The organism is Flavobacterium collinsii (genome assembly GCF_902804485.1).
GTDB lineage: Bacteria > Bacteroidota > Bacteroidia > Flavobacteriales > Flavobacteriaceae > Flavobacterium > Flavobacterium collinsii.
The window spans coordinates 35,285-60,509 of sequence record NZ_CADCST010000102.1 but is presented as its reverse complement, the minus strand read 5'-3'; the positions used below and the strand labels follow the sequence as shown (position 1 = coordinate 60,509).

At 37.0% G+C, this 25,225-nt stretch carries 23 protein-coding genes; 6 read left to right on the top strand and 17 right to left on the bottom strand.

Annotated features, from left to right (window positions below; genetic code table 11):
• Positions 1-68 precede the first annotated feature (68 nt).
• From FLA105534_RS16500 to hpt, 5 genes are all read right to left on the bottom strand, one after another.
• A complete protein-coding gene (locus tag FLA105534_RS16500) occupies positions 69-2,213 on the bottom strand; it encodes a S46 family peptidase (RefSeq protein WP_173967218.1) in 2,145 nt (714 codons plus the stop codon).
• Positions 2,214-2,388: 175 nt separating this feature from the next.
• On the bottom strand, positions 2,389-3,390 hold the full coding sequence (gene obgE, locus FLA105534_RS16495; protein ID WP_173967217.1) for a GTPase ObgE: 1,002 nt from the start codon (positions 3,388-3,390) through the stop codon (positions 2,389-2,391).
• 143 nt (positions 3,391-3,533) lie between these two features.
• Entirely contained in the window at positions 3,534-4,808 is a 1,275-nt protein-coding gene (locus tag FLA105534_RS16490; protein ID WP_173967216.1) for a hemolysin family protein, read from the bottom strand.
• Between the two features lie 213 nt (positions 4,809-5,021).
• Positions 5,022-5,594 (bottom strand): adenylate kinase, encoded by a 573-nt coding sequence (locus tag FLA105534_RS16485; protein ID WP_173967215.1) that lies wholly within the window; start codon positions 5,592-5,594, stop codon positions 5,022-5,024.
• 74 nt (positions 5,595-5,668) lie between these two features.
• Complete coding sequence (gene hpt, locus FLA105534_RS16480; RefSeq protein ID WP_173967214.1) at positions 5,669-6,199, bottom strand: hypoxanthine phosphoribosyltransferase; 531 nt, start codon at positions 6,197-6,199, stop codon at positions 5,669-5,671.
• Between the two features lie 185 nt (positions 6,200-6,384).
• Here hpt and FLA105534_RS16475 point away from each other — a divergent pair, with 185 nt between their 5' ends.
• The 6 genes from FLA105534_RS16475 (at position 6,385) to FLA105534_RS16450 (ending at position 13,355) form a co-directional block, all read left to right on the top strand.
• Positions 6,385-7,659, top strand: a complete 1,275-nt coding sequence (locus FLA105534_RS16475) for a PQQ-dependent sugar dehydrogenase (protein ID WP_173967213.1) — start codon at positions 6,385-6,387, stop codon at positions 7,657-7,659.
• Positions 7,660-7,821: 162 nt separating this feature from the next.
• Positions 7,822-8,376, top strand: coding sequence for a hypothetical protein (locus FLA105534_RS16470; RefSeq protein ID WP_173967212.1), 555 nt, complete (start codon positions 7,822-7,824; stop codon positions 8,374-8,376).
• Between the two features lie 277 nt (positions 8,377-8,653).
• Complete coding sequence (locus tag FLA105534_RS16465; RefSeq protein WP_173967211.1) at positions 8,654-9,802, top strand: 5-(carboxyamino)imidazole ribonucleotide synthase; 1,149 nt, start codon at positions 8,654-8,656, stop codon at positions 9,800-9,802.
• 104 nt (positions 9,803-9,906) lie between these two features.
• The gene (gene purE / locus FLA105534_RS16460) at positions 9,907-10,389 is read left to right on the top strand and encodes a 5-(carboxyamino)imidazole ribonucleotide mutase (RefSeq protein WP_173967210.1); all 483 of its coding nucleotides are present in this window, start codon (positions 9,907-9,909) and stop codon (positions 10,387-10,389) included.
• A 134-nt stretch (positions 10,390-10,523) separates the two neighbouring features.
• Positions 10,524-12,551, top strand: a complete 2,028-nt coding sequence (locus FLA105534_RS16455; protein WP_173967209.1) for a M3 family metallopeptidase — start codon at positions 10,524-10,526, stop codon at positions 12,549-12,551.
• A gap of 144 nt (positions 12,552-12,695) precedes the next feature.
• Positions 12,696-13,355: a SanA/YdcF family protein gene (locus FLA105534_RS16450; protein ID WP_173967208.1), complete on the top strand. Its 660-nt coding sequence runs from the start codon at positions 12,696-12,698 to the stop codon at positions 13,353-13,355.
• Positions 13,356-13,465: 110 nt separating this feature from the next.
• Here FLA105534_RS16450 and FLA105534_RS16445 read toward each other — a convergent pair whose 3' ends face one another.
• The 12 genes from FLA105534_RS16445 to FLA105534_RS16390 all read right to left on the bottom strand — a co-directional run bounded on the left by FLA105534_RS16445 (position 13,466) and on the right by FLA105534_RS16390 (position 25,126).
• The gene (locus FLA105534_RS16445; protein ID WP_173967207.1) at positions 13,466-14,935 is read right to left on the bottom strand and encodes a hypothetical protein; all 1,470 of its coding nucleotides are present in this window, start codon (positions 14,933-14,935) and stop codon (positions 13,466-13,468) included.
• A gap of 167 nt (positions 14,936-15,102) precedes the next feature.
• Positions 15,103-15,516: a DUF1842 domain-containing protein gene (locus tag FLA105534_RS16440; RefSeq protein WP_173967206.1), complete on the bottom strand. Its 414-nt coding sequence runs from the start codon at positions 15,514-15,516 to the stop codon at positions 15,103-15,105.
• A gap of 28 nt (positions 15,517-15,544) precedes the next feature.
• Entirely contained in the window at positions 15,545-17,374 is a 1,830-nt protein-coding gene (locus FLA105534_RS16435; protein ID WP_173967205.1) for a hypothetical protein, read from the bottom strand.
• 257 nt (positions 17,375-17,631) lie between these two features.
• Positions 17,632-18,831 (bottom strand): AMP-binding protein, encoded by a 1,200-nt coding sequence (locus FLA105534_RS16430; protein WP_173967204.1) that lies wholly within the window; start codon positions 18,829-18,831, stop codon positions 17,632-17,634.
• Between the two features lie 9 nt (positions 18,832-18,840).
• Entirely contained in the window at positions 18,841-19,755 is a 915-nt protein-coding gene (locus tag FLA105534_RS16425) for a glycosyltransferase family 2 protein (protein WP_173967203.1), read from the bottom strand.
• Positions 19,756-19,762: 7 nt separating this feature from the next.
• Positions 19,763-20,989, bottom strand: a complete 1,227-nt coding sequence (locus tag FLA105534_RS16420; RefSeq protein WP_173967202.1) for a hypothetical protein — start codon at positions 20,987-20,989, stop codon at positions 19,763-19,765.
• Positions 20,990-21,038: 49 nt separating this feature from the next.
• Positions 21,039-21,851: a hypothetical protein gene (locus tag FLA105534_RS16415; protein WP_173967201.1), complete on the bottom strand. Its 813-nt coding sequence runs from the start codon at positions 21,849-21,851 to the stop codon at positions 21,039-21,041.
• A 57-nt stretch (positions 21,852-21,908) separates the two neighbouring features.
• Positions 21,909-22,487 (bottom strand): class I SAM-dependent methyltransferase, encoded by a 579-nt coding sequence (locus tag FLA105534_RS16410; RefSeq protein WP_173967200.1) that lies wholly within the window; start codon positions 22,485-22,487, stop codon positions 21,909-21,911.
• Position 22,488: 1 nt separating this feature from the next.
• Positions 22,489-23,919 carry a radical SAM/SPASM domain-containing protein gene (locus tag FLA105534_RS16405; RefSeq protein WP_173967199.1) on the bottom strand — a complete coding sequence of 477 codons (1,431 nt, stop codon included), beginning with the start codon at positions 23,917-23,919 and terminating at the stop codon, positions 22,489-22,491.
• 77 nt (positions 23,920-23,996) lie between these two features.
• Positions 23,997-24,170 (bottom strand): DUF1843 domain-containing protein, encoded by a 174-nt coding sequence (locus FLA105534_RS16400; protein ID WP_017495080.1) that lies wholly within the window; start codon positions 24,168-24,170, stop codon positions 23,997-23,999.
• 73 nt (positions 24,171-24,243) lie between these two features.
• Complete coding sequence (locus FLA105534_RS16395) at positions 24,244-24,420, bottom strand: DUF1843 domain-containing protein (RefSeq protein ID WP_173967198.1); 177 nt, start codon at positions 24,418-24,420, stop codon at positions 24,244-24,246.
• A 49-nt stretch (positions 24,421-24,469) separates the two neighbouring features.
• Positions 24,470-25,126 (bottom strand): hypothetical protein, encoded by a 657-nt coding sequence (locus FLA105534_RS16390; protein WP_173967197.1) that lies wholly within the window; start codon positions 25,124-25,126, stop codon positions 24,470-24,472.
• Positions 25,127-25,225: the final 99 nt, after the last annotated feature.

Sequence of the window (25,225 nt, the reverse complement as noted above, 5' to 3'; positions counted from 1 at the left end):
AAAAAAGCACAAAAAAACCGACAGATTCTTGAAATCTGTCGGTTTTGATTTTTATTTAGAAACCAGAATTATTTAATAATCGTCATTTCGTCGATAATGTTTTTAGCTCCGGCGTATTTGTCAATAATCCAAAGTACGTAACGAATATCTACGTTAATTGTTCTTTGTAATTTAGAATCAAAAATAACATCTCCAGCCATGGCTTCGATGTTTCCGTCAAAAGCAACTCCAATTAATTCTCCTTTTCCGTTTAATACCGGAGAACCTGAGTTTCCACCTGTAATATCGTTATCTGTTAAGAAGTTTACCGGCATATAACCTGCTTTATCAGCATACTGCCCAAAGTCTTTTGCTTTGTTTAATTCTAATAAACGTTTTGGCAAATCAAATTCCTGATCTCCTGCTTTATACTTTTTCACCATACTTTCCATGGTAGTATAATTATTTATTTTAGCATCGTTACGTGGATCAGCAGGTAACGCTCTTACTTTTCCGTAAGTTAATCTCAACGTAGAGTTAGCATCCGGATATTGAATTGCATTCAATTTAGATTCTCTTAAACCTTCCACCAATTTGCGGTATGCGCTTGCAAAACCATCATCGGCTTTCAACTGATCGTCTGTTTTAGAACGGAATTTTGTCATTAAGTCGTTAGAAATAATATACAAAGGATCGTGTACAATCGCTAATGGTTTAGGATTAGCCATAAATGCCAATACTTTTTCTTTAGAAGTAAAATAACTAATTTCAGTTGCTTTTGCTACATCAGCAGTAAAATCACCATTGTTTTCTGACTTCATTTTAGCAATCTGTGTCGCTAAACCATATTCAGCAGCTTTGGAAGCATATAAATTCAACTGTGCCGTTAAGACATCTTTTTCAAGAGGTGCATAAAATTCACCATAAATACTTTCGATTAATGCGTTGATCTTTGGCAACATTTCTGCTTTTTTAGCGTCGTTTTCGTTGTAGTAGGCGATCAGTGCATTTCCTAAATTAGCCGGCCCACCAGCATAATTTGAGGTACGCAAAAGCTGTGTTAAGTAATTATCGTGGATTGCTTTTAGATTCGTAGCTCTGTAATAATCATTAATTGTTGGAATTACATTCTCGTACTTTTCTTTGTTAGCCGGTTTAGTAGCCCACTCATAGAATTTATCTTCCTGTGCCGCTTTAATCTCTGCTGTCCCCGCTTTTGTTAAAGCATCGATCATACCCTGACGGTTTTTCCAGTAGTTTGCTGTAGAAGCATATTTAGACGCATATTGCAAACGAACTGTTGCATCTTTGTCCATATACTTTTTCATTTGATCCATTCCGGTTTTAGCACCTTCAACCCATGCAGGGTAAGCAAACTTAACATTTTGCTCAATTCCTCCAGCTGGCATCCAACGGTTTGTTCTTCCAGGATATCCTAAAATCATTGCAAAATCATTTTCTTTAACCCCTTTAATACTTACAGGTAAGTAATGTTTAGGTTTCAAAGGCACATTATCTTTAGAGTAAGCTGCCGGATTTCCGTCTTTATCTGCATAAACTCTGAACATAGAGAAATCACCTGTTTGACGAGGCCATTCCCAGTTGTCAGTATCTCCTCCAAATTTACCAACACTTTCAGGTGGCGTTCCTACTAAACGAACGTCTGTATAATCCTGGTAAACGAAATAGTAATATTCATTTCCCTGAAAGAAAGGACGAACAGAAACGGTATATTTTCCGCCTTCGTTATTTTCCTTTTCGATCAAAGCAATTTCTTGCTGAATCGCTTTGTTTCTTTCAGTCTCAGTCATTTTATCGTTTACTTTTGATAAAATTCTTTTAGAAACATCGTCCATACGTACAAAGAAACGCACGTATAGTGATTTCGGTTTCATTTCGGCACTTCTTTGTTTTGCCCAAAAACCGTCTTTCAAATAATTTTGTTCTGCTGAAGAAAGTTCTGCAATTGCATTGTAACCACAGTGGTGATTTGTTAAAACCAATCCCTCTTTAGAAACGATTTCTGCAGTACAACCTCCGTTAAATTGTACAATAGCATCTTTTAAACTATGATTGTTGATACTGTAAATTTCTTCGGCTGTCAATTGCAAGCCCATTTTTTCCATATCTCTATGGTTCAATCTTTCGATAAACATCAAAAACCACATTCCTTCGTCAGCCCTTACAGGAAAAGCCATCAGACACATGGTCAAGAATAAAACTATTTTTTTCATGTTATTTTGTTTAAGTGACGCGAATATAACTCATTTTCATAATTATATTATTGCAGTCCATCCTGAAATTAAATATCTCAGCAAATTTTTAGCATTTCATTACGAATTTAACATTATATAAAACAAAAAAGGTGCTCTGTTTTTCAGAACACCTTTTTTACAAATTGTATTTTTTTTAGTCATTAAGCATCTTCCAAAGCTTATCTTTTAAATCCGTTAACCCTTGTTGGGCCACAGATGAGATAAACATGTATGGAATATCCTTGAAAGCGACATCTAATTCCGTTTTCAATTCGGCTTTAAGTTCGTCATCCAGCATATCACATTTCGAGATTACTAAAAGACGTTCTTTGTCTAACATTTCAGGATTGTACTTGGTTAATTCGTTTACCAAAATATCGTACTCTGCTTTAATATCCGGTGTATCAACCGGAACTAAAAACAATAATGTTGAGTTACGCTCGATATGACGCAAAAAGTAATGACCTAATCCTTTTCCTTCAGCAGCACCTTCAATAATTCCAGGAATGTCTGCAATTACAAACGATTGATAATCTCTGTATGCAACGATTCCTAAGTTTGGTTTTAAGGTTGTAAAAGGATAGTCGGCAATTTTTGGTTTCGCTGAAGTCAAAACAGACAGTAAAGTCGATTTTCCGGCATTTGGAAAACCTACTAAACCAACATCTGCCAATACTTTAAGCTCCAAAATTACATCCATCTCTACACCCGGCAAACCTGGCTGAGCATAACGCGGTGTCTGATTGGTTGAACTTCTAAAGTGCCAGTTTCCTAAACCTCCTTTTCCTCCTTTTGATAGAATTCTCTTTTCACCGTCTTCGGTAATTTCGAATAAAGTTTCTCCGGTTTCTTTGTCTTTTACAACGGTTCCTAAAGGCACTTCAATAAATTTATCATCTCCATCAGCACCAGTACTGCGATCTCCTCCACCGTCTCCACCGTGACCTGCTTTAATATGTCGTGCAAACTTTAGATGAAATAACGTCCAAAGTCCTTTATTTCCCACTAAATACACATGCCCTCCGCGACCACCATCTCCTCCGTCCGGGCCTCCTTTTTCAATAAATTTCTCTCTATGTAAATGCGTAGATCCTTTTCCTCCCTTACCGGACGAAACATAAATCTTAACATAATCTACAAAATTTCCTTCTGTCATTTTTCTGAATTTCAGATTTTAGATTTTAGATTTTAGATTTCTCTAGCTTCTATTTCTAAATTCTATTTTATTTATCTTTCCGTTGCAGTCGCATTTTCCAGTACCAAACTGAGACTGAAAACTGAGACTGAAAACTATTTTTTTTATTCTTTAAGCGCTTTTACCAGCACTTTATCAATCTTTACGCCATCCATATCAATTACTTCCAGCACAAATTTTTGCCAGATTAATTTTTCTCCTTCTTTTGGAATATGCGAAAGCTCTGTCATAATCATTCCGCTTACGGTATTTACTTCGTAATCGTTTGTTAATTCGTCTAACTCAAAATAGGTTAAGAAGTCATGTAACGAATAATGTCCGTCAACCAACCATGAACCGTCTTCTCTTTCAATTAATTGAAATTCGTCTTTATAAAAATCAGATGCATCTCCTACTAAAGCTTCCAAAATGTCATTCAAAGTAATAATCCCTTGAAAAACACCATATTCATCAGAAACTAAAGCATAATGAATTCCCGTTTTTTTGAAATTCTCCAATGCTTTGTATGCTGTTGTCTGTTCCATTAAATAAGGTGCATCTATCATAATTCCTGCCAACTCAAAATGTTCGCTTTCGATATTTGCAAATATATTCTTTAAACTTACAACCCCCACGATATCATCGTAGTTGTCTCTATAGACCGGATAAACGGTATGCAAATCCTGCAAAACCAATTCCTTGATCTTTGTTTTATCTGCATTGAAAGGCAGCATATCTACCGATTTACGGTGTGTCATCAGTGAGTTTACTTTTCGATCCCCAATATGAAAAACACGTTCTACAATGTCCTGTTCAATTTCCTGCACTTCTCCACCCTCAGTTCCTTCTTTGATAATGGCTTTAATCTCTTCTTCCGTTACCTTACCGTCAGCGGTTGGCTTAATTTGAAAAACATTCAATAAAAAATCAGTCGAAGAAGTAAGCAGCCAAATAAATGGTGCCGTAATTATCGAAATGGTCTTCATTGGCAGCGCTACCATTTTTGCAATCGCCTCCGGATAATTTAAACCAATTCGCTTTGGCAATAATTCTCCTAAAACCAAAGAGAAAAATGTCAAAACTACGACAACAATTCCCACTGCAACTGAATGCGCATAGGGTTTTAAAAACTCAAATCCGCTAACAAAAACCTCAACATCCATTGTTATTTTATCGCCACTATAAATACCGGTCAAAATACCGATTAAAGTGATTCCGATTTGCACGGTTGATAAAAACTTATTCGGAGAATTGGCCAAATCGAGTGCTATCTTAGCACTATTATTTCCTTTTTTTGCGGCAGTTTCAAGTCTGTTTTTCCGGGCCGAAATCAATGCAATTTCTGACATGGAGAAAACACCATTCAATAGTATTAGAAAAAATATTATTAGTATTTCCAATTTTTGGTTTATTCGTTATATAATCGTCCTCATCAACATAATCTGTAATCTTAAATATTGCGTCTCAGACCTCTCAAAAGAGCCTTGTCTTAAAAAAAACTAATTTTTCTTGCCAGAAAACAGCAACCCTTGGAAGCTTGTTCTATGATAAGAAAAATAGTTCTTTTGAAATCCCGATAGCAATCGGGATGAAACGGCAGCTGGAAAAAGCTTCTACAAATTATCTATAACTGACGTTAATCGCTCTGTAATTTCCTCGATAGTTCCAATACCATTTACGGCATGAAACTTATTTTGTTCTTTATAATATCCAATTAGTGGAGCTGTTTTTTCATTATACTCCTGGTATCTTACACGAATTTTCTCTTCGTCCTGATCATCAACTCTTCCACTTGTTTTTCCTCTTTCTAATAAACGGGCTACCAGAATTTCATCATCTGCTTCTAATGCAATAGTTGCTGTAACACTTGATCCAATTGTTGGTAAAAATTTATCCAAAGCTTCTGCCTGTTCTAAAGTTCTAGGATAACCATCGAACAAAAATCCCGCTGTATCAGGATGTTTTTTTACCTCATCAATTAACATTGCAGTAGTAACTTCGCAAGGAACTAATTCTCCATTATCCATAAAAACCCTCGCTTTTTTACCTAAATCTGTATCATTTTTTAAATTAAAACGAAAAATATCTCCTGTTGAAAGGTGCGTTAATTTGTACTTTTCTTTTAAAAATTCTGCCTGAGTTCCTTTTCCTGCTCCCGGCTTTCCAAATAAAACAATGTTAATCATAATATGAGTGAGTGTTGTGACTTCTATTTTTAATAAGAAGTTTTAAATGAATATATAGTTGTGTGTGTTTAAATTTATTCTGCCAATTTATAAACCTCAGGCAAATTTCTTCCTAAACCATCGTAGTCCAATCCGTAACCTACAATGAATTTATTTGGAATTCTGATTCCGATATAATCTATTTTGATGTCTTTTTTATAAGCTTCCGGTTTGAAAAACAAAGTCGCAATTTTAAAATGCTTTACATTTTGCTGTTTAAACAATTGTTTTAATTCTTCGATTGTATTTCCAGTATCAATAATATCTTCAATAAGAATAACGGTTCTACCCGACAAATCCTGATTGATACCAATTAATTCTTTTACCGTATTGGTACTTTCAATTCCTTCGTAAGATGCCATTTTGATAAATGAAACCTCGCAAAGACTTTTATATTTTTTTAGAAAATCGGCAACGACCATAAATGCTCCATTTAAAACACCAATAAAAATTGGGGTATCGTCTCCAAAATCATCTTCTACCTGTGCCACTATTTTAGTTAAAGCAAAATCAATTTCTTTGGCCGAAATAAACGGAACAAATTGTTTATCGTGAAGTTGTATCATTATTTTTTACATTTAAAATAATGCGCAAAGATACAGAATTACAACCAAACTGTAAGTATCAAAATATACTGCACACATATTTTTTTAAGAATGTTAAATATCACTTAATATTTAGAAATCTTTTCTTTAAAAAAGACCTTATTTTATTAAATTACTGGATTTTAAAACCTTAACCCCAAACCACCATGAAAATTACCACGCAATTCCTTTCGCTTTTACTGTTAACCTCCTTAACAGCCTGCAACGGGCAGGTAAAAAAAGAAAAGAAAGATGCTTTATCCTCACAGCCTCCAACTATTGTAAAAACCGCTATTGGGGATCTCGTTTTACCACCGCCCTATGCAACCGAATCGAAAACAAACAGCAGTAAGGTACTTAAATGGCCGGAAGGACAAACACCAAAAGCACCTGAAGGCTTTACCGTTACAAAGTTTGCCGACGGTTTTGAAAATCCTCGCTGGACTTATATCGCTCCAAACAATGATATTTTTGTAGTCGAGAGCGGAACCAGAACGAGCAAAAATCAAATTATAATTCTTCGGGATAAAGATAAAGACGGAAAATTCGAGACTCGGGAAGTTTTTCTAAAAGACCTCAACAGACCCTTTGGAATGTTAATTCTCAAAGACTTTTTTTATGTTGCCAACACAGATGGCCTATACCGTTATCCTTATAAAAACAATCCTTTAAAATTAGAAACCCCAGGGACAAAAATCCTTGAACTTCCGGCTGGAGGTTATAACAATCACTGGACCCGAAATATTATTTCAAATCCTGAAGAAACAAAAATCTATGTATCGGTTGGTTCCGGAAGTAACGTAGGTGAAAACGGAATGGATAAAGAAGTGCGTCGTGCCGCCATTTTAGAAATTAATCCTGACGGAACTGGTGAGAAGATTTACGCATCGGGAATCAGAAACCCTGTTGGAATGGATTGGAATCCTGTAAACAAAGAACTTTGGACAGCAGTTAATGAACGTGATGAATTGGGCGACGACTTAGTTCCTGATTACATCACCTCTGTAAAAAGAGGTGGTTTTTATGGCTGGCCTTACTCCTACTATGGAAACATTCCTGACCCTCGAATGAAAGGAGAACGCAAAGATTTGGTCGCTAAAGCTATTGTACCCGATGTTCCTGTTGGTGCTCATACTGCTTCTTTAGGATTGGCTTTTTATACTAAAAGTACTTTTCCTGAAAAATACAAAAACGGAGCTTTTGTGGGACAGCACGGGTCATGGAATCGTGCCAAAATTTCCGGATATAAAGTTGCATTTATTCCTTTTTCCAATGGAAAGCCTTCAGGAAAACCCGAAGATTTTTTAACCGGTTTTATCGCGAATGCTGACAAAGCAGAAGTTTATGGCCGCCCGGTTGCTGTAACAGTAATGCAAGACGGATCTCTTTTAGTCAATGATGACAGTGGGAATACGATTTGGAAAGTTAGCTATAAAAAATAAATTCAAAATTTAAGGTTTCCCTAAATAATGCAACTCTATTTCCAGACTGGTTATGGTCTGGAAATTCTCTTTGTCTCGCTATTCTCTTTAGGGCTTCCTATAAATTATTACAAAACTATTACATTAAATTACTTATTTTAGACCTGTATTAAACCCATCAAAATGTCTTCTGAATTACAAACAAAATTAGATTACGTAAAAGCTTATAGAGAAAATCGTCTTAATGTTGCTAAAGAGGTTTTAGAAAACCACTCGTTATTTAAAGAACTTGTTACGATTTGTTTTTCTCCGTCAGACAAAAACAATCACAAAGCCTGTTGGATTCTGGAATTTGTTTCTTACGAAGAATTGATCTGGCTGCAGCCTCATCTTGATTTTTTCTGTTCCAATCTTAAGATTTTAAAAGACGAAAGTGCTATTCGTCCTATTGCAAAGGTGATTCAGTTACTTGTAAAAGAGCATTATAAAAAAACAGAAAACGGCATTTCACTTTCTGAAACGAATCTGCAAGATTGTATAGAAGCTTCATTTGACTGGCTCATCAATGATATAAAAGTGGCTACAAAAGCCTATTCGATCAGAACTTTGTATGTTCTAGGCAATCATTACGACTGGATACATCCTGAGCTGCAAATTATTCTGAATAAAGATTATGGTGATCATTCGGCAGCCTACAAAGCCGTTGCCAAAGAGGTTTTGAAGAAAATAGAAAAATAATCTTGTCATAGAATTTCAATTGCAACTTTGAGAATCCTTAAAATCATTGGGATTGCATGCTTTTCGTTTATTTTTTTCGCCACAGATTAAAAGTTTTTTATATGCCACGAATTCCCCGAATTTCCCCGATTTTTTCGCACTCCTTCTGAAAACTTTTGATTCGGGGAAATTCGGGGAATTCGTGGCAAAAAAATATTCTCATTCTATATCTCATGAAATTCGTGAAATTCATGGCAAAAAAAAGATTAAAAAGTATCTTTGCAAAAACACAACTACAATGAATTATTTTTCTTCTGATTTTAAATTAGGAATATTAGGCGGCGGACAATTAGGCAAAATGCTTTTGTTCGACACCCGAAAATTTGACATCCAAACTTATGTCCTCGATCCAAGTGATGAGGCTCCCAGTAAAATTGCCTGCAATAAATTCTTTCAAGGTGATTTAATGGATTATGAAACAGTTTATAATTTTGGAAAGCAAGTTGATGTTCTGACTTTTGAAATCGAATTGGTCAATCTTGAAGCCCTGACACAGTTAGAGAATGAAGGTTTAAAAATCTATCCTTCTCCAAAAACCTTAAAAGGAATTCAAAACAAAGGGATTCAGAAACAATTCTACGCAGATCACAATATCCCAACAGCACCCTTTGAGCGATTTGAAAATTTAGAAAGTCTAAAAGCTAAAATCCAGGAACTGAAATTACCATTCGTGTGGAAATGCACTGAATTTGGTTACGACGGAAATGGTGTAAAAATAATTCGTCAGACTTCTGACTTAGACCATCTTCCAAATGTAGAATGTATTGCTGAAACGATGATTCCGTTTAAAAACGAATTAGCGGTTATCGTATGCCGAAATCCATCAGGAGAAATTAAAACATATCCGGTTGTTGAAATGGAGTTTCACCCGGAAGCCAATCAGGTTGAATATGTAATCTGTCCAGCCAGAATTGATGAGAAAGTAGCCGAAAAAGCCAGAGCTATCGCTTTAAATGTTTCGGAAAAGTTCAATCATGTTGGCCTCTTGGCAGTCGAAATGTTTCAAACTAACGACGATGAAGTTTTAGTAAATGAAGTTGCTCCACGTCCGCACAATTCAGGGCATTACTCCATTGAAGCCAGCTACACCTCACAATTCGAAAATCACTTGCGTGCTATTCTGGATCTTCCGTTAGGAAATACCGATAGTAAAGTTGCCGGAATTATGGTTAATTTAGTGGGGGCAGAAGGTTATTCGGGAGATGTTGTTTATGAAAACATCGAAACTATCCTGGGATGGAACGGCGTTACCCCACATATTTACGGTAAAAAAGAAACACGTCCTTTCCGAAAAATGGGCCACGTAACAATTGTAAATGAAGACATGTCTGAAGCCAGAAGAATTGCTGAGGACGTTAAAAATACGATTAGAGTCATTAGTGAGTAGTCGCAGTTTACAGTCACCATAAAAACCTGAAGTAGAATAAGCAGTTTTCAGTCGCAGTCAACAGTCTGAAACCTGAAACAAAAAAACCTGAAACAAAAAATAAAATGAGCAAAGTAGCCATCATAATGGGAAGTATCTCCGACATGCCAGTCATGCAGGATGCGATCGACATCTTAAAACAATTTAATATTGAAGTTGAAGTAGATATCGTTTCGGCACACAGAACGCCTGAAAAGTTGTTCGATTTCAGTAAAAATGCACACACTCGCGGTATTTCGGTAATTATTGCCGGGGCTGGAGGAGCTGCACACTTACCTGGAATGGTTGCTTCAATGTCGCCACTTCCCGTAATTGGAGTTCCAGTGAAGTCAAGTAACTCTATTGACGGTTGGGATTCGGTTTTATCGATTCTTCAAATGCCTGGCGGAGTTCCTGTCGCGACAGTAGCTTTAAACGGAGCCAAGAATGCCGGAATTTTAGCGGCACAAATCATTGGAAGCCATGATAAAAAAGTGCTTGATACTATTATTTCCTATAAAGAAGAATTAAAAGCTGCAGTTAATAAAGCAGCTGAAAGTCTTAAATAGTTCTTAGTCTCAGTTCTCAGTCACAGTAAGCACTGAGAACTGAAACTGAGAACTGAAACTGAATACTCAAAAAAAATAAACTCTTTAGTCTTAGTTCGCACTGCTTACTGAGACTGAGACTGAAAACTAAAAAAATGAGCATCTTAACACAACATTTCGACACCAAACACAATACAGCACCCTTTTCGCAAATTAAAATCGAAGATTATGTTCCTGCTTTTAACGAAGGAATTGCTTTGGCTAAAGCTGAAATTGATGCGATCGTAAACAATCCGGAGGCGCCCACTTTTGAGAACACAGTGGTAGCGATGGATTTTACAGGTGATGTCCTGGATCGTCTTTCCAGTATTTTCTTCAATTTGAATTCGGCAGAAACAAGTGATGAGATGCAAAAAATTGCGCAGGAAGTTTCTCCTTTGCTTTCAGAATTCGGAAACGACATTACCTTAAATGCGGCATTATTTGCTAAAATTAAAACTGTTTATGATCAAAAAGAAAAGCTGAATTTAAATCCGGAGCAAACTACGCTTTTAGATAAAAAATATAAAAGTTTTTCAAGAAACGGAGCCAACTTACCTGAGGACAAAAAAGAAAGCTTACGCGAAATCGATAAAGAATTGTCAAGACTAAGTCTGCAATTTGGCGAAAATGTTTTGGCCGAGACCAATGCTTTCGAATTGCATTTAACAAATGAAAAAGATCTGGCAGGTTTACCGGAAGGAACTATCGAAGCCGCAAGATTGTTAGCGAAAAGCCAGGAAAAGGAAGGCTGGATCTTCACCTTAGATCATCCTAGTTATATTCCGTTTTTGACTTATGCCGACAATCGCGAGTTACGTAAAAAAATGGCGATTGCCTTTGGAGCAAAAGCTTTCCAAAATAACGAATTTGACAATCAGGAAAATGTCCTGAAAATCGCCAAACTTCGTTATGAAAGAGCCAATTTGTTGGGTTATAAAACCCATGCACATTTTGTTCTCGAGGAAAGAATGGCCGAGAGTCCGGAAAGAGTTTTCTCTTTTCTCAACGATTTACTAGCAAAAGCCAAACCGGCAGCTCAAAAAGAATTTGCTGAATTAACGACTTTCGCTAAAGAGCTGGATGGAATCGAGCAGTTAGAAAAATGGGATGGTGCTTACTATTCTGAAAAATTAAAACAGCAGCTTTTTAATTTAGATGATGAAAAACTGAAACCTTACTTCCAATTAGAAAAAGTTTTAAACGGAGCTTTTACTGTTGCCAAAAAATTATACGGATTAACGTTTACCGAAGTTTTTGATATCGACAAGTATCATGAAGAAGTTACAACATACGAAGTAACCGATGCAGATAACAATTTAGTTTCGATTTTCTATGCGGATTTTTTCCCAAGAAAAGGAAAAAGAAATGGTGCGTGGATGACCTCTTTCAAATCACAATCTATAAAAGAAGGTGTAAACGAAAGACCCCATATTTCAAACGTTTGTAACTTTACAAAACCTACAGAAACAAAACCTTCGTTATTGACTTTTAATGAAGTTACTACTTTATTCCATGAATTTGGTCATGGTTTACACGGAATGTTAGCCAACACAACTTATCCAAGTTTATCCGGTACTTCGGTGTTTTGGGATTTTGTAGAATTACCAAGTCAGATAATGGAAAACTGGTGTTACGAGCCGGAAGCTTTGGCTTTGTTTGCGAATCATTACGAAACAGGGGAAATTATCCCAATTGAATATGTTCAGAAAATAAAAGAAAGTGCTAGTTTTCAGGAAGGTCTCGCTACTTTACGTCAACTAAGTTTTGGATTACTGGATATGGCATGGCACGGACAAGACCCAACAAACATCACCGATTTAAAAACTTTCGAAACAGAACAATTTGCCAACACACAATTGTACCCTGATGTAAAAGAAAATGCAATGAGTACTGCTTTTTCACATATTTTTCAGGGTGGATATTCTTCTGGATACTACAGTTACAAGTGGGCTGAAGTCCTGGACGCTGATGCTTTTGAATATTTTCAGGAAAACGGTATCTTCAATCATGAAGTCGCAACAAAATTCAAAGACAATGTACTTTCAAAAGGAGGAACAGAACATCCTATGATTTTATACAAACGTTTTAGAGGTCAGGAACCAAAACCCGAAGCTTTATTGAAAAGAGCAGGATTACTTTAAGAGTATTAGACTTATTAGAGTATACGATATACTTAAAACCGAGGTAGGAATACTTCGGTTTTTTTGATTCGATCCGAACACAAACACCAAAGATAAATTTACTTATCTTCACAATTCTTTTAACCTTAATCTTAGAAATTCAAAGTGAAAAAACTTCTCAAAAACCTAATTTACCTTTCTATCCTTGGGGTTATTGTAATCGTTTCTGTGAATCTATATGTAAAATCATCCACTGATGATTTGATTTATTCTACTACAACTCCTCTTCCAAAAAATGAGGTGGGAATTATTTTCGGGGCCGGAATCAATGGAAATCAGCCCAGCAAATATCTAAAAGACCGTCTGGACGCCGGGATTCTATTGTACCAAACACACAAAATAGAGAAGATTCTACTTTCCGGTGATAATGGCCGTGATGAATATGATGAGCTAACAGTCATGAAAAATTACTGTTACAAACACGGAGTTGATACAACTAAAATCTACGTCGATTATGCGGGTTTCGATACGTACTCGACCATGTATCGTGCTAAACATATTTTCAAGGTGAAAAGTGCTACTCTCGTTTCGCAGAAATATCATTTGAACCGGGCTATTTATATCGGCGTAAAACTTGGCATAAAATCGGTTGGTTTTTCTGCGAATAAAGGAGAGTATCTGGGTTATAAATACGTGACTTTTCGGGAATACGGTTCTATTTTCAAATCTTTTTTTGATCTAATGAGAAATCGTGAGCCTCGCTTTTTAGGAAATCCAATTGACATAAACAGGGTTTCCAATTATTCTAAAGAAGATAAAAGATAGGGAGACCAACGTTTCCTTTTTCAGTACTACTGATTTTTAATCCCTTAAAAGCAAAAAGAAGAAATTTCACAATGGTGAAACCTCCTCTTTTTTTACTATAAAATCAGCTATTACTTCGTAGCTTTAATAAATTCTTCAAGCTGATCCATTTTCGCTGCATCGATCTCCTGAATACGTCTCTCGCGTGAGATACCCAGAACATTCGCATTCTTAGCAGTGCCTGCCGGTTTTGTAAATTGTAAATAATCGGCAAACAAATGACTTAAAAACAAAGGTGATTTGCCAGGTCGTGTTTTGTCACTGTTGGAAGCCTGATGACAATAAAAACAACTTACCAAAGTGCCACTATTAATCTTATGTATGTCATCCTGAAAAGTCTGCGTATAAGTTTCCATCGTAATGTTCGCCAGATTTACAGAACCTCTGGCTAATGCACCCGGAATTGCGCTTGAAATGTTTTTTGTTACAAGTGTTTTCACCTGATCTTCAGGAGAAACTCCGTCAAAATCCAGCCATACAGAGCCATTGTAAAAATAATTTCTAAAAACATCTTTCAATTTAGAGTCCACACATTTATTGATATTCTCAATATTATTAAAATTAGCAGGCTCTTTTTGACTTGTTGCCATAAAGTCGCCTGTGTTTAAATCCTTAGGCACTCCATATTCATAAAGAATAAATGCTTTGTTAGGAAGAACCGGCGAAGTGGCCCCTCGTAACCATCGGATGCCGTTGATATCTTTTTCGGTACCTTTTTCATAAAACAACTTTTCAGTTGCTGAGGTTACCAAATTGTTTTTCTTATCGTAAACAGGTGCCATATCCTTATGTTCAAAAGTGGCCCAAATAAACTCAGGATGATTTTTTACAATTCCAACCACATGCATTCCTAACAGTGCCATCGTTTTTTTAACGTATTGTCCTTTGCTGTTTTTAACGGCTGCAGTAGTTGTAAAATAATCTTTTTGCTGTTCTTTAACAATAGCATCGATACTGATCCAGGAGACTTTTAGTTCTAAAGCCCCAACCGGAAAGGTCTCTGAATTTGAAACGGGCAATTTTCCATTGTTGATTAAAGAGGCAGCCGAAATGGCTTTGTCTTTGAGCAGTTTATTCACGTGAATCGAATAATACACTGTGTCCGCAACCTTATTAAATTTAGGATTAGAAAGCAGTACCCCTTTGAAACCTGCCTGATTAATGGAACTCAAGGTTAGTTTTATTCCCAGCTGTGGTGCAACATCCTCCATTTCCGGACTTACAATATCCAGCGAATCTATGAAAAAAGGATTCCCGCTTGGCAACGGCTTGGTTACCCACAAAAATTTCTGCCAGGACCATTGGTGAAAATCACAATTGGTAGTATTGTCTGAGTCAAATGGACTGCCGTCACCTTCTTTTGGTGCAGGTGTTTGCTCGTGAGGAAACCAACTGGTCTCGCATTCACAAGAATCAGGCGCCGCACTGGTAGCATAAACTCCATCCACTCCTTTTTCGTTGTTCTTGTAGTAGAAAAACACCCCAAGACTGGCTGCGATCGCAACAAGCAGCAGGGCAATAATAATCTGTTTTTTTTTCATTGTTTTGTTTTGTTTTTGATTTGTAGGGTTATTCAAAAAAGCAGCTTTTTTGAAGGAATAAAAAAGATCGCCTAAAGCAGGCGATCTCTTATATCTAATTGGTCCAGAAATTTTTTTTGCAGATTTTCAAAATTCCTGTATAGAATTGTTTGGAGAGAATTTTATTCCTAAGCCAATTCCTCTTTCAGATTCTTTGCTGCCTTTACCGGTGCTTTTGTAACAGTGTGCTCGTAGTAAGAGAACCCACCTGTTCCGTTCCATCCATTATCGATAGCTAAATGAGCATCAAAGTCTGCTAAAAAAGCTCCAATTGCCGGAGGAGGGAAAGACTGAACATATTGTCCTTGTAAACTAACTACCTGAGTCACTTCACCAAATCCTGTTGGATAAATTTTACCTCTTACCTGAACCACGATATGGCTGTCAGGACCAGCTACCGCCTGAGTAATTACTACTGTACCTGTAACTGAATGTTGTGACGGTACAACAACTAAACTAAATGATGCAACTGGAGCACCTGGTGTTCCAACATTTCCGATTGTGCCTTTTGCTAAATAAGCACCTGCTAATAAATTTGACATAACTTTTTGATTTAGATTTTTCTTACTCTTATGGCTTTTCAGAGACCGCCTCGTTTTTTTTAGTGGGTTCTGCTCCACTTTTATTCAACTTTATTTTTGTTCCGGGAGCTTCAACGCTTATTTTCACATTTACCTCTCCTTTATTGTCTGTCAGACCGGCGCCATACTTTCCTTTCAAATCATCGTTGATGCATAATTCCAATGTTCCAACAACACCCGGTGGCGTGCTTGCTCCCAGTCCGATTAAGAAAACGGTGTCTCCTACTTTACCTATAAGTGCACCTTCGTTTTTACCTGGAAGTGCATATCCGGGTTTGGCTTCAATAAAAGTTGGGTTTCCGGCTGAATTGTATAACTGGCCGTTGTTGATATTTGGATTTGCCGTCCACAAACCATCCACATACTTGATGGTGGCCACTCTCTTCTCATTCAGTCGAACACCTGTGTTAAGCCATGGATAGGAGTCTGTACCTGAAACAGGTTTTGCTTTTACTGTAAAATCGACTGGCGGCACTGCAAAATTGCAAGGCGGAATTGGCGTTCTGAATTCTTCATAATCAAAGTAATCTGCCAGAGCAAGACTGGTTCCTAAACCTACACCTGATTGTGATTGCATAAAGGTTATCGGACGGCTGCTGTTTCCGGTTGGATCTAAGGGGCTGTACCAGGTCCACAGATAGGTAGAATCTGGGTAGTTATTCCCTGAAGGCGGAAATAATACTCCTACAACCGTCACTCTGTTACCCGGACAAAGTACAGGATTACTGATAATGGTTGCCTGAATGCTGCCTTTTACTGCCGGAATCTGAACCCAGTTTGGCGGCTGCTGCGGAAATGGAAACCTTGCAAAACCAATAGCTTCTGTTATTTTGTCTCCAACATAATTAATTAAGAAACCGTTACCACTGTTTGGCGGTGGTGTTATTCCTGCCGGGGTAGGTCCTGTAAGAAGGGCTTGCTGGGCAGTAAAGGGGTTCGTGGTATTGTACGTATATTTCATCAGTGTACTCTGACTTCTATCTGATGAAACCTTATATTGTGACGCATCTCTCCAATTGTATAAAACTCTTGTAGGCAGCGGATTGAATGCTGAGTTGACCGGTGTCATAAAAACGCTCATTCCAAAATTGGTATTCCAGGTAAACAGGTTGTATCGGTTCGGGTTACCAAAAGAGAAACCTTCTACTACCGGAGGCACCAAAGGGTTGTTTAACGGATTGCTTGGTAAGCGGTCAAAATTGGAAAAATAGGTGAATGAAAACATTTGAAAAAGTGCCAGCTGATTAACATCTCCCAGACCAGGCCTTGCAACAGGCCCTTGCCCGAACATAAGACGTACCGGAAAATTAGTACCATGATCAAACCACATCCAGGTAGCAGGTGACGGGTTGCTATTGCCCACCGGAATTTTCCACCAGTCTACTTTCTGTGCTTTCATCCAGTTTAGGTAACTGGTTCCTGAACATTTAGCTTTATCGGTTGCGTTTCCAAACCAATCTGTAGTTGGAATTCTCCAGCCCAGATTTATAGGAGTATAACGAGTTCCATCTGTAGATACTTCCGTTTGAGTTGGGGTAACTCTGTACCACCATCTTCTTCCGGAACTGCCTACCAGCAGAGCATTTAATCCAAGCCCTTCTGCATAATAAACAGTGGCTGTACAAATTTCAAAAAATGGACTCGCTAGGTCCGCGGGGGTGCTGTTACTTTGTGGGGGGCTAAAAGGGTGAAGTACACAGGTACATTTCCAAAATTGTGGAAGTCGGGGTTTCTGGCCAGAAAAAGGCTCCAAAACAGGGTATCTCGAATCTGGGATCGGATCCACGCAGGTTGACGTGGAAGAGGATAAATCTTTCATGGTAATTAGTTTTTGGGGTTGTTATTTTTTATTCTTTGCTTTATTCAGATTTTTTTATCGGAGATTGTATCTTGCTGATTGTGTTACAAATAGCCTTTTAAAATCATCATTTTTTATTTTGCCGAATAAAATTACAATGCTTATCAAGTCTTAAATAAAAAAATGTCATGAGACTGGTTTTTTTATCCATAAAGCAAGTAATCAATGGAATAGAACTATTTTTTGAAAGCCAATGAAAGAAAGTGATTCCTAAAAAATCATCTCAAATCTAAGAGTACAGGTGTTTTAGTTGTATTGGGATCGATGTACAGATCTGCTGCGTTAACCAGCAGAACCTCAACTTCCATACACCATTCCTCGTAGTTGAGTAGTTTTTTTAATGCTGCACATTTTTCACTGATAAAATCCTGTCTTTTATCTTCCGAAACATTTTGCACCATTAACATTCTAACTACTTCCTTAAAAGAGGCATTCGTCGACAGTTGAATCTGAAAAGCATCGGTCTCACTTGTCAACAAAAGAAATTCGTCTAAATCGTAATGCTGCTCACAAACTATAAATGATTTGGTTTCTCTGGATTTCAGTTCGAGAAAAGACTTCCCCTCCAGCTCCACCCATCGGCCTAAGTCGCCAATTGCATATCTGAAAACCGGAAATCTTTTGCGGAAGGTATTGGTAATCGCAAGTGTGCCGTATCCGTTTTCATCTGGATTTATAATTTCAACAATAACACCATTAATAACCGAAAATAAAGAGGGGGTTTTAGTACAATGCGACCAGGCCCAAATTCCGGTTTCGGCAGAGCCATACATGGAATAAACTTGTTGAAAACCGAGCATTTTTTGTAAAAACTTTTGTGTGTTAGGTCTTAAAAACTCACCTGCATAAAATAAATTTTCGATCTCTGTTTTTCTGTTGTTCTCTTTTAAATACTGAGCAAAACATAATAGTTTTGAAGGAGTTCCAAATATAAAATTTGGTTTAAAATGATGGACCGCCTGCTCCATATCTTCATAACTGGCATGTGCACTTAAGGCTAAAGTAGTTGCCTGGCATTTTTCTAAAATGTCATCCATAATGGCCGCTGTACGGTACATATCAGAATAACCAAAAATGTTCAGGGCAATTGTTTCAGGCGTAAAAAAGTTGTTCTTAGTAAGTTCAGATGCCAGTGCAAGACGCTGATTGTGATTTTCCTGTATATCGACCGGAAATACCAAAGGCTTTTGAGTGCTTCCGCCTGAGCGTACCAGATATACCCCCGTTTTTTCATTCTGAAGTTTAAAATTTGTATTTAAAATTGGCGTTAACTCTTTTTTACTTAACATAGGGGCTCCTGCTGCAAAGTCATTTCCTTTGTAGAATTCGATGTATAAAGGATTCTGTTTCACCAATTCAAAATAATTTTGAAATACAGCGTGATCAATTTTGGCAGGAATACAAACTGGGGACATCATGAGGTGTTTTTATTTACTTCGTGTTTTTAAATAGTAGCTGTTCTTAATCAAGAGTCTGCAATGATGAAAGAGAAACAAGCCTTTTTCCTTCAAGGAGGGTAATCGTTTCATAGCGTGGGACAACCATCTTTGGGACAACATTCCCATTAATTGCTGATCGTATCGATTGGTACTTTCCCGATATCGTAGTATTGAAACGGGAATCTCTAATTCTTTCCAGGTCAAATAACGAATCCGGGACAAACTGCCGTCAACCTCCCGTACTTCGATACAAGTTTTATTCAATAAACCGACCCGTGACGATGCAGGCGTATTTTTTAAAACGCGATACCAAAAATCGATTCCTTCATTTAAAGAAACATCAACCTCGTAACGGATGTTCGTCAACCGGTTTTTCCGAACCACCACATTGCTCCCAACACCCATAATAAAATCGGGAGAACTAACGGTGTGCAAGGGATAAGGCATTATAAACAAATCATTCGAAAGGGAAATCAATTCTTTTTCAAAGGATTTAATGTTTGGCATATAATAATTAGACGGAACAAGTAAAATTCCAAGAACCAAAACATCTATATTCTCCTTCTCCATAATCGTACTGACATCGCGTAAACAGGAAGACACATAACAATCATCGGCATCCAAAAAACTAATCAGGTCTCCTGTTGCCAATTCGATTCCCATATTTCTTGCGTTTCCGGGACCTTTGTTCTCTTTTAATTCAATAATTTGAACCTTTGTTTGTAGAAATTGTGGCGCAAAAAAGGAGAGTGCCTCTTTGAGATTGGCAAGACTCTGGTCCGTACTAAAATCATCGATTATGACGACTTGTGCTGCTTTTTTATCCTGAAAAGCCAGAGAACGAATCGTATCATAGACATACGCCTCTTTATTGTAAAGCGGTATAACAACTGTATGTTTCATACTTTTACTACTGAGCTATTGGATAAATTAAGGCTCTCCCCTGATGTACATTCACAACCGATTCGTCAGATCCCCTAAATATGCCGGACCCGTAAGTTTTGTCGTCTTTACACAGCAACATCCCAACTAAATAGATCTGGCGATTGTTTTCGGTATCGTTAAACTCTTTCTGATCCACAAAATGCTGAATCAGGTATTTGTCCCAATTTTCTCGGACAATCCTATTCCAGTTTTCGTTGGTACAATCACTTTTTACGTAAGCCCCAATTCCTCTTCCGCCGCTATTTAGTTTTAAAATCAGGTTTTGCTCTGTATCTGTAAAAGCATCACAGTCCGCAGGATCCGTAATAACAAAACTCGGGATGAGATAATTTCTCAAAAAGCTATAGTCTTCCTCACTCAAATAATCCTGCATGATCTGAGCATCATACATTACGGCCAGAACTCTTTTGTCATGAATTAAGATTAAGGTCCGAATATCATTGAAGTAACTATTTTCTTCGATTAATTTATCCAGTACGTCGGGACTGATTTTTTTTAGTTCTTCCCGATCCATTTCCAGTATAAATTGCGAAACCGCTACTCCGTTTACCGATATTAAATTATTTGAAATGATGAGGTCCTGAGGTTTTGCAGAAATTAGCTCAATATCTAATTTTGCTAATTCTCTTTGAGCATTAAAAATATCGCTGCCTTTTTCATCATCGTGAATGAGCGCTACTTTTCGATGGGGAGCAAACCGATGGGAAAGATCGTCGATAAGATTTTCTAAATCGGTACCGCTGATATGCACTTTTTCATTATGCGAATTGGTGCGATTGTGTATCAATTGTGAATAATAACTAATCATCCAGCCGTTTAGCGGATATCGTGCCCCTATTTCACAAATCTTAGGCTGATCGTTTGTATCATATAAAAAATCAGGGCGATAAAAGCCCTGATTATAGGTCTGGCTATTACTTTTTTTCAATATACCTTCAAGGTCATTATCCAGTTGATAATAGTTCCGAATTCGACTGTCTTCAAAATAATTTAAAACAATTGCTTTAGAGGCTTTGCTTAAAACAGCGCACAAGCGATCCATTTCTCCATTGTACTCCGGATGAAGGACTACCGAGGAATTGGCAAAAGAATCTCTGTGTAAAATGTTACCCTTTTGAAAATATTCAAAAAACAACTGATTCCATTTTTCCTGTTTATCAGCTTGATTTCGTTGCAGCTTAATTTTTGACATACGGCGTTGAAGTTTATTTTTTTGTAATAAGTAGTTTTGGTATGTGGATTTAAAAACTCAATTCTTCAACCTCCAAAAGATCTACCATAACAGCTGATTTTTTAGCTAAATAGTCGTTAACAATTACTTCAAGATCATACGATTCAAGATTGATATTCATTGCCTTAGCATAGTGAAAAATGGAACTAACCGCAAAAAAGAAATGATTTTTCTCCGTTGGTCCACAATGAACGCTTATCCAGGCCAGTGTTTTATCGCATTCTTCTTCGGTGTAACCATAAGCATTAATGAGCCAGGATTGGAATTTTGGTAATATCAATTCTACTTCTCCATGCGTATAAATTTCATGTATCAAAGTGGTCAGCAAAGCGATCATGATGTCTTTATTTCGCAATGAATTTTGATCTTTCCATTTTTTAAAATCACTGGCACTTTGATTTAAATAGCGGCGTGAAAGCCAATCATCATCAGTACAAATTGTAGTTGCCATGGTGTAAAACATTTGTGAATGTAAAATTCTGCCCACAACTGCCAGATCTTCATCAACAATTCTATTTAAACTGGTGATAGACTGTAATAATGCTTTTTCATCTCCAATAGGTTGATTTTTATGGACCAGCATTGTCATACGGTTGCTGATTCCGGCAACTGTCATTGCACTGTTATTGGTTTGGCTCCAACTATGAAAAAAACGCTGTAAACGATCTTTATCCTGAACTTTAGAAGTCAACTGATTAAAACTTTTTTCAATTTTTGAAAATGATTCCTCCTGATTTGGCAGAAATTTTAATAATTGATCTTTTAAATGTGATTCCTCCATCCCTTCAAGAACCGGAAGAATAATTGAACTTAAACTAGCCATAACTCTTTTGATTTAAATTATTAATTGATTTGATTTCTATTATTAGTTTGGTGGGTTTTAATGAGCCGGTTTAGAGCAGTAATATTTAATTTTTCTGATGACATCAATATCTTTAAGATAATATTGTTCCAGCCAATCGGCTTCGTCAAAAGAACTGCAATGGGATTCTGCAATTACTATAATGTCTTTCTTCAAAGAAACCTGATAGAGTTTGTCTAATAATTCAGCGTATTGGAAATCATGAAGAGGATTGTAGAGATAAAAAACATTGCCATCAGAAATATCAGCCTTTAAGAGATCGCCACAAATGGCCGTAACATTAGTGATTCCTTCTTTTTCGATTAAATCAACACAAACTTTATTTCGCTCTTCAAGAATTTCTATTCCTTTAAACTGAACATTTGGATATTGTATCGCACCGTATAAAATAATATTTCCGTAACCAGAACCTAAATCATAAAATACGGTTTTGTCTGTGATGGAAATCGGATCGAAAAGGTCATCTAAAAAACTGGAAGATCCATACCGGTAAGAATTTAAACCGTACTTAATGGTAATTTCCGACAGACTTAAACCTTCTTCAATATGATGCGAGAACTGCTCAATTTCGGATTGAATATTTTTTAACTGCTCCATTTTATTTCATCATTAGGAATTCCAGTTTTTCCAGCGAGCGTTTTGCGGCTTCCATTTTAGCGGCATATTCCTCGTTTACTTTTTTCACCTCGCTATTGCAAAAACTGCAAACCTCTTCTTCTTCATAAACATAATTATCACATCCATTGCATAACTTCAGTGCTTTAGGAATTCTTGGTACTCTGGCAATAGGGCCAGTAACCTGAATTGGAGCTTCACTAGTTGGGGATTGTATTTCTACGATTACTCCGTTTTCGTCTTCCACTATAATTTCAAAAAGTCCCATATCGAAAGATTCGCCTGGTGCTTCCTGTATTTTTCTTATTCGTTCCTTAAGGCCTTTCTTCTTTAATTCCAGAGCACGATGATGGCAAAAAGGATTGTTTCCTCTCTTGCCAAACAGCACATGGCTTGTCCAGGTACAGCCTGCCAGACAAGAAGATTCATAATAGCAGCCTTTACAGCCACCCCATAATTCTTCTTTATTTCTATATCTGGAGAAAACCATTTCTTCGCTATATTTCCAGATATCTTCCAGAGCCATATCTTTTACATTTCCTCCCGTATAGGCACTTGTTGGTAATGATGGGCAGCCTTTTATTTTTCCATCTGCCTCAATCCCTATTCCTGTATGTCCAGCCGAACATCCTGTATAATATTTTTCATTGCCTTGTCTCCAAATGTGTTCATACGGTCCAAAATAACCAATGTTATTTCCGGCCTGTATTAAAATATTATGCGCTAAGGCTTTTCTGTAGATCACGATGAGGTCATCGTAAAAATCAATTAATTCATAAGGCTGAACGATCAATTCGTCTGAGTGATCAACGGCATTCCCCATAGCAACAGCAAGTTGAATCTGCCAGTTTTTTACATTATTTTCAATCAAAACATCCAAAAGCTCATTCATCTCATTTTTGCTTCTTTTTGTAATTACTGTATTTACACTAGAAGTTATGTTGTGTTTTTTTAGGAGTGCCAAGCAATTAACGGCATGTTCAAAAGAATCTCTTCTTCCTCTTATTTTATTGTGAGTATCCGGCATTCCATCAATGGAAACACCTATATTATTTATTCCTGCTTTTTTTGCACTAATGATTCGTTCCTCGTTTAAATTATAAGCACCGGACTGCATCGAACATTCGATTCCGCTTTGATGTATTCTTTCGATAATCTCAATCCAGTCTTTTCTTAAAAAAGCTTCCCCGCCTATAATGGAAATTTCTCTTGTACCAAGACGTTTAAGACTATCAATAACATCAAAACATTGTTCTGTAGTTAGTTCTCCCGGTCTTACTTTTCCAGCTCTTGATCCGCAATGCGAGCATTTCAAATTACATGCTAAAGTAATTTCCCATACTACATGAACCGGAGTAGCTGTTTCATAATCATCTCTTACTCTGTATCGTGTCGAAGTCTTAATAGTATCCATCTTAGTTTTATTTACGGTTTGACAATTAATTAAAAGACGGTTTAAGAAGTAAAACTTGATAAACCGTCTTTTTTAGATTACCTTTTCTTTTTCAAGGCATCAATTGCATCAAGCAATTCTACCAATGCTACATGCAAATCTTTTTGTTCTCTTATGGTTTTCTTAGCTTGTTCAGCCACTGCAACCATTTTTTCTAAATCATTTGAAGCAATCGCTTCTCTGATTCCCACTCCGTAAAGTACTGTTGCCATAATATTTTGTTTTTTAGTTGTTCCTACTCTTTAGGTTTTTCAGATACCCCCTTGTTTTTCTGTACAAGTCAGATTATTTTTTCTTCTTTAAAGAATCTATCGCGTCTAACAAGTCCAGTAAAGCAACTGTCAGATCTCCCTGATCTTTTATGGTTTGCTTCGCTTGTTTGGCAATAGCTTCCATCTTGGCCAGATCATTAGAAACCAGAGCTTCTCTGATAGCAACACCATAAGGCATGATTACTCCCATAGCTATTATTTTTTAGTTATTATTTGTTTCGTTTGAGGATTAATCTTTTTTAATGTTCACTAGGTCCAAATTGCTGTAAAAAAAGAGCTGGTTCATTTGGATCCAAACAAGTCAGATGCCCGATAGTCACTGTTTGGCCATCTTTGTTTTTCCCAGTAATCATGATGTTTTTCAATCCTGCTCTTAATCTTCCTAAACGGTTACCTTCAATTACATCAACTCCCATTTCATGAGGAGTACCAGTTCTGGTAGCAATAATATTACCCGAACCATTTTCAATTATTATTCTCTCTCCAATTGCTGGCGCCGGAAGTATCTGAGTTACTGTAATATTTGTAAGTGGCCCTAATACAATATAAGGAGGTATGCTTCCAACATTAATAGCTTCAGATTCTCTTACCCCTATTGTTATGGTTCTTCCGAACTCTATGTCACCAGTTGTGCTTGTGCTATACATCCATGGAGTTGTAAATGGAGTACCATCTTCAGTCTCTCCAGTTGCTAAATATCTCTGATGTATACCAATACTAGATTTTTCAGGGGCTAAATCAAGATTGTAGAATACAGATCTTCCAAGTGTTCCAACCGCGTAAGTTCCGCTGGCTCCTTCGATAACAGGAAGAATAACAGGTCCAATCCCTCCACCATTCCAATCAATGTAAGGGTAGACTTTCACATTTTTAACTTTTACAGGTATTGCTTGCATAATAATAGTTTTTGTCCTACTCATAAGGCTTTTCAGATCCGCCTTCGCGTTTTACTGTGCGAAACAGCTCGTTTTTTTTAGTGGGTTCTGCTCCACAGT